At 70.7% G+C, this 5,752-nt stretch carries 7 protein-coding genes; 3 read left to right on the top strand and 4 right to left on the bottom strand.

The annotated features are described in order from the left end of the window. On the bottom strand, positions 1-377 hold a 377-nt coding region (locus RT309_RS10125; protein ID WP_313356744.1), incomplete at its 3' end, for a Sec-independent protein translocase TatB. An 87-nt stretch (positions 378-464) separates the two neighbouring features. Between RT309_RS10125 and RT309_RS10120 the strand changes: the two genes are divergently transcribed. Beyond that, positions 465-1,097 carry a class I SAM-dependent methyltransferase gene (locus RT309_RS10120; RefSeq protein WP_313356743.1) on the top strand — a complete coding sequence of 211 codons (633 nt, stop codon included), beginning with the start codon at positions 465-467 and terminating at the stop codon, positions 1,095-1,097. A gap of 110 nt (positions 1,098-1,207) precedes the next feature. Here the strand turns inward: RT309_RS10120 and RT309_RS10115 are convergent, their stop codons facing one another. The 3 genes from RT309_RS10115 to dapE all read right to left on the bottom strand — a co-directional run bounded on the left by RT309_RS10115 (position 1,208) and on the right by dapE (position 3,728). Further along, entirely contained in the window at positions 1,208-1,378 is a 171-nt protein-coding gene (locus RT309_RS10115) for a DUF3117 domain-containing protein (protein ID WP_071644972.1), read from the bottom strand. 80 nt (positions 1,379-1,458) lie between these two features. Next, complete coding sequence (locus tag RT309_RS10110; RefSeq protein ID WP_313356742.1) at positions 1,459-2,673, bottom strand: hypothetical protein; 1,215 nt, start codon at positions 2,671-2,673, stop codon at positions 1,459-1,461. Next, on the bottom strand, positions 2,655-3,728 hold the full coding sequence (dapE, locus tag RT309_RS10105; RefSeq protein WP_313356741.1) for a succinyl-diaminopimelate desuccinylase: 1,074 nt from the start codon (positions 3,726-3,728) through the stop codon (positions 2,655-2,657). The genes RT309_RS10110 and dapE overlap by 19 nt, the downstream gene beginning before the upstream one ends. 64 nt (positions 3,729-3,792) lie before the next feature. Here dapE and dapD point away from each other — a divergent pair, with 64 nt between their 5' ends. Together dapD and RT309_RS10095 are read left to right on the top strand one after the other, a co-directional pair. Further along, positions 3,793-4,746, top strand: coding sequence for a 2,3,4,5-tetrahydropyridine-2,6-dicarboxylate N-succinyltransferase (gene dapD, locus RT309_RS10100; RefSeq protein ID WP_313356740.1), 954 nt, complete (start codon positions 3,793-3,795; stop codon positions 4,744-4,746). A gap of 198 nt (positions 4,747-4,944) precedes the next feature. Next, on the top strand, positions 4,945-5,752 hold an 808-nt coding region (locus RT309_RS10095; protein ID WP_313356739.1), incomplete at its 3' end, for a DEAD/DEAH box helicase.

Here is a 5,752-nt window from a genome sequence, read left to right as displayed (position 1 = left end):
ACGTCGAACGGCGGCGGGGTCTGGCGGGAGAAGTACGTGCGCGTCATGCGCGGCCGCACGGGGGTGACCGGATCGGTGGCGACGGCAGTCGGCGCGGACACCGGCTTCGCCTCGAACTCCGGCTCTTCGAAGAGGGCGTCGCGGATGATCCGGCGCGGGTCGTACTGGCGCGGATCGAGCTTGCGCCAGTCGACCTCGTCGATCTCAGGGCCGAGCTCGTCGCGCATCCTGCTCTTCGTGTCGCGGAGGTACTCTCCCGCGCGGCGTACGAACTTCGCGAACGACTCCGCGGCCTTCGGCAGACGCTCGGGGCCGATGATGATGACAGCGATAAGCCCGATCAGCAGCAGCTTGTCGAAGGTCAACCCCAGTTCCATCCCCCCAGGCTACCCGCCGCGCCTCCCCGCGTGATCCGCCGCCGCCGCTTACGCTGGTGAACACAAGCTTTTCCGAGGAGAGACCCCATGAGCGAGCACGACGCGAACGCCCGTTTCGCGCGAGAGACGATCGTGGAACCCGCCGCGATCGCACGCGCGCGCGCCCACGCCCTGGAACTCGGAGCCGCCCCGATCAGCGCCGCGGTGGGCGCGCAGAGCGCGGTGCTGGCCGCCGCCAGCGCCGCCCGATCGATCCTCGAGATCGGCACCGGCGCTGGAGTCTCCGGCCTGTGGCTGCTGCGCGGAGCGCCGCAGGCGGTGCTGACCACCATCGACAACGAGCGCGAGCACCTCGCAGCCGCTCGCCAGGCATTCGCCGACGCGCGCATCCCCGCTGCCCGCGGCCGCTTCATCACCGGCCGCGCGGCCGACGTGCTGCCGCGCATGAACGAAGGCGCATACGACATCGTCTTCATCGACGCCGACGCCGAGAACGTCATCGAGTACGTCGAGCACGGCCTGCGTCTCGTGCGCACCGGCGGCCTGGTTCTCGTGCCGCGTGTGCTGCAGGGCGGCCGCGTGGCAGACCCGGTGCAGCGCGACGCGGTGACCAGCGCCTACCGTTCGCTGGTGCAGGAGACCCAGGAGTCGCAGGCGGTGCTCGCCGCCCTCTCGACCGTCGGCGAGGGACTGCTGCAGCTCGCCCGCATCGCCGAGTAGACCCGGCTGGCGGGTGCCTGCCGATCACGCGCCGCGGAACAGGCACCCGGCGGGCTGGAACAGCAGAGGGGCGGTGGATCCGCAGATCCACCGCCCCTCTCATCGGGAGGTCAGGCGCTCACGACGGCACCCAGCACGTCGTGAAGCTCCTTCGCCTCTGCGTCGTTCACGGATACGACCAGACGTCCGCCGCCCTCGAGCGGAACCCGCACGATGATGAGTCGCCCCTCCTTCACGGCCTCCATCGGTCCGTCGCCGGTCCTCGGCTTCATCGCTGCCATCGTGGCACCCTTTCCCTCGGTGGTATGCGTCAAGTTTATCGGTACCCTCCCCCTTCGGCGTTACGCGCGTCACATCCGGGTCACGGGATCTGCCAGAACGTCCGCGCCGAGCCGTACATCGCGAGAATCCAGACCCACTGCAGCAGCAGGCAGACCAGCAGCACCCCCCACCGGTACGCCCCCGAACGCGGCACCGCGACGGCCCCTGCGAGCGGGGTCAGCGGGAAGAGCAGGCGGAAGGTGCTCGACTGCGGGAAGAACACCGCCAGCAGATACAGCAGGTAGCTCGCACTCCAGAGCCGGATGTCGAGGCCGAGCCGCCGCACGCTGCGCGCGCGCAGCAGGGCGTACGCCGCGCCGATCACCAGGACCACGAGGATGACCCAACCCGCCCATGTGGGCATCCCCCACTGCTCGGCCCAGAACTCGGCACCGCGCACGAAACCCTCGAACGGGATGAAATCCTCAGACGCGTCGCTGAGCCAGTTGCGTCGCCACGACAGCTCCGTCTTCAAGTACCCGCCGGGATCGCCCGTGACGACCCCGGCGATCACCTGCCACGAGAAGCCGACCACGGTCGTCAGCGCGCCGAGCGCGACGATGTGCACGATGTCCTTCACCGGCAGCGGATGCCTGTCACGCGTGAGCCACCGCGAGATGCCGTGCAGCCCGAGGAACAGCGCGAACGCCAGCACTCCGGGACGAGTGAAGCCCATCACCGGGATCACGAGGTACAGCCATCCGTACCGGTGTCGCGACACGAGGTCGATCGCCACGAGCAGCAGCAGCACGAACAGGCTCTCGGCGTACCCCACCTGGAACAGGGCGGCGAGCGGCCCGCTCGCGAAGAACGCCACCGCCCACAGCGCCGCGGTCGCCCCGATCCGGGTACGCAGCAGCCGGAACAGGGCGAGACAGGCGAGGTAGCCCGACACGAGCGACACCAGCACCGCCCCGGCCCCCCAGTCGCCCAGACCCGCGAACTGCGCGAGGTATGCGTACACCGGCATGAACGCCCAGGCGTTCTCGAGGACCTGACCGGCGTCGTTCACCGGCAGCGCGGTCGGGTAGCCGAAAACCGCGACCGTCCAGTACCACTGGGCGTCCCAGCCGAGGGCGTAGTCGCCCAGCGTCGGCGCCGCCCCGAACCGAGATGAGACGCTCGACCAGGCCGCGGCGAGCGCGAAGAACCCGGTCGTCACCAGCCGCGACAGCAGATAGATGATCGCGATGCGGGCAGGGACGGGCGTGCGCACCCAGCCGCGCGGTGCGCCGGTCAGGACGCGGTGAGCCACGCGCGCAGTCCGCGTTCGACGTCCTCGATCTGCTCGATCGGCACGCGCTCCTCATCGTGGTGTGCGAGGTGCGGATCGCCGGGGCCGTAGTTCACGGCGGGAACGCCCATCGCCGAGAAGCGCGCGACATCGGTCCAGCCGTACTTGGCGTGCGCCTCTCCCCCGACGGCCGCGAGGAACTGCTGAGCGATCGGCGCGTCCAGGCCGGGACGAGCGCCGCCGGCGACGTCGAGGACCTCGACCTCGAACCCCGCGAACGCCGCGCGAACGTGGTCCTCCGCGTCGGCCACGCTCTTGCTCGGCGCGAAGCGGTAGTTGACCTCGACCTCGCACAGGTCGGGGATGACATTGCCGGCGACGCCGCCGCGGATGCTGACTGCGTTGAGCCCCTCGCGGTAGCCCAGGCCTTCGACCGTGACCTCACGGGCCCGGTACTCGGCCAGCCGGGTGAGGATCGGCGCTGCCGCGTGGATCGCGTTCTCGCCGATCCAGGAGCGCGCGCTGTGCGCGCGAACGCCGTGCACGCGGACGACCGCGCGCAGCGTTCCGTTGCATCCGCCCTCGACGCGTCCGTCGGACGGCTCGCCCAGGATGGCGAAGTCGGCGGCGAAGAGGTCGGGGCGCGCCTGGGCGAGCAGGTTGAGACCGTTCAGCGAGGCGTCCACCTCCTCGTTGTCGTACCACATCCAGGTGATGTCGACCGAGGGGTCGGTGAGCTCGGCTGCCAGCTTGAGCTGCACCGCCACGCCGGCCTTCATGTCGACCGTGCCGCGCCCCCACAGGTATCCCGCACCGTCGAGCTCGACGTCGCGGGTGGGCACGTTGCCGTTGATCGGCACGGTGTCGATGTGCCCGGCGATGACCACGCGCTGCGCCCTGCCGAGAGCCGTGCGGGCGACGACGGTGTTGCCGTGACGCACCACCTCGAGGTGCGGGTACGCCCGCACCGCCGCCTCGATCTCGTCTGCCAGCAGCGCCTCGCCGCCCGACACGCTCGGGATGTCGCAGATCGTGCGGGTGAGCTCGAGAGAGGATGCAGTCAGATCCAGCGCCATGCGCCCAGCCTAGCCACGCCGACACATCTCGCCACGACTGAGCGTGGCACCGTACCGTAGAGGCATGAGCACTGCACGCACGGTCTGGGGCGTCGGCCTGAGCACGATCGCGTCCGACGGCACCGTCCTCGATGCCTGGTACCCCGAGCTCGGGCTCGGTGACCAGGAGCCCGACGATGCCGCGGCTGCGGCATCGTCGTGGGGCGCCTTCGCCGACGACGACGAGCGCCGGGGAGTGACGGTCGAGTTCGTTCAGCTCTCCGTCGACCTCGACACGCCGGTCGCATCCACCGCTGACGCGTATCTGCGCCTGCACGCCCTGTCGCACCTGCTGGTTCGTCCCAACGGGCTCAGCCTCGACGGCATCTTCGGGCACCTGCCCACCGTGGCGTGGACCAACGCCGGGCCCATGCATCCGGCCGATGCGGCGAGACTGCGGCCGGTGCTGCAGCGCCACGGCATCCAGGTGCAGGGGCTCGACAAGCTCCCCCGCCTCACCGACTACGTGCAGCCCGCCGGCGTGCGCATCGCCGACGCGTCGCGGGTTCGTCTCGGCGCCCACCTCTCCCCCGGCACGACGGTCATGCACGAGGGCTTCGTGAACTTCAACGCCGGCACCCTCGGCGCCTCGATGGTGGAGGGACGCATCTCGCAGGGCGTCGTGGTCGGCGACGGCAGCGACATCGGCGGCGGCGCATCGATCATGGGCACGCTCTCCGGCGGCGGCCAGCACCGCGTCTCGATCGGCGCGCGCACGCTGCTGGGAGCGAACGCGGGCATCGGGATCTCGCTGGGTGATGACTGCATCGTCGAGGCCGGGCTGTACCTGACCGCGGGAACCAAGGTCGTCGTCGCCGACGCCCCGGTCATGCCGGAGGGCGGGCGACAGACGATCAAGGCCGCCGAGCTGTCGGGCCGCAGCGGGCTGCTGTTCCGCCGCAACTCGCTGAGCGGCGCGGTCGAGGTCGTGCAGCGCTCGGGCCACGGGGTGACGCTGAACGAGATGCTGCACGCCTGATCACGGTGCACGTTCAGGCCCGCGTCCGCGCCTGATGTTAGTGTGGGACCCGACGCCCCTCGCGAAGCGAGACGTCTGCGTCGTCGAAATCCTTCCGCACCGGCATCCGGTCGCGGTCACTCGAGCGGCGAAACGATGCGCGATCCCGCGCCGTCGCCCCCTTCCGCAGCCATGCTGCGCCTTCCCGGAGATACTCCTATGCCTTCCTTCCTCGATCTCGGCGTGCCCGCCGCGCTGGCCGACGTTCTGGCCGCCGACGGCAAGACCGAGGCGTTCGCCATCCAGCGCGACACGCTTCCGGACTCCCTCGCGGGCCGCGACCTGCTCGGCCGCGGCCGCACCGGCAGCGGCAAGACCATCGCCTTCGCGCTGCCCCTGGTTGCTCGCCTGTCGGCATCCGGCACTCGCCGCCAGCCCGGCCGTCCCCGCGGACTCGTGCTCGCGCCGACCCGCGAGCTCGCCACCCAGATCGCCGCGACCATCAGGCCGCTCGCCGAGGCCGTCGGCATGCGCGTCACCCCGGTGTTCGGCGGCGTCTCGCAGCGTCCGCAGGAGCAGGCGCTGCGCGGCGGCGTCGACATCGTCGTGGCGTGCCCAGGCCGCCTCGAAGACCTCATGAAGCAGGGCGTCGTCTCGCTCGGTGCCGTCGAGGTCGCCGTGCTCGACGAAGCCGACCACATGGCCGACCTGGGCTTCCTGCCGGGCGTCACCCGCATCCTCTCGGCCACTCCGGCCGGCGGTCAGCGCCTGCTGTTCAGCGCCACCCTCGACCGCGGCATCGACTCGCTCGCGAAGCGGTTCCTCAGCAGCCCGGTCAGCCACGAGGTCGACGAGGCCAGCGTTCCCGTCGGCGAGATGACCCACCGCGTGCTCATCGCGTCTGACGCGGACGCCAAGAAGAAGCTCGTCGAGGACCTCGCCTCGGGTCTGGGCCGTCGCATCCTGTTCACCCGCACCAAGCACCATGCCAAGAAGCTCGCCAAGCTGCTGACCTCGGCGGGCATCC

The sequence above is a fragment of the Microbacterium sp. genome (assembly GCF_032084865.1).
In the GTDB taxonomy this organism is placed as follows: Bacteria; Actinomycetota; Actinomycetes; order Actinomycetales; family Microbacteriaceae; genus Microbacterium.
The sequence above is the reverse complement of the archived record's forward strand: the minus strand, read 5'-3'. Positions and strand labels throughout refer to the sequence as shown.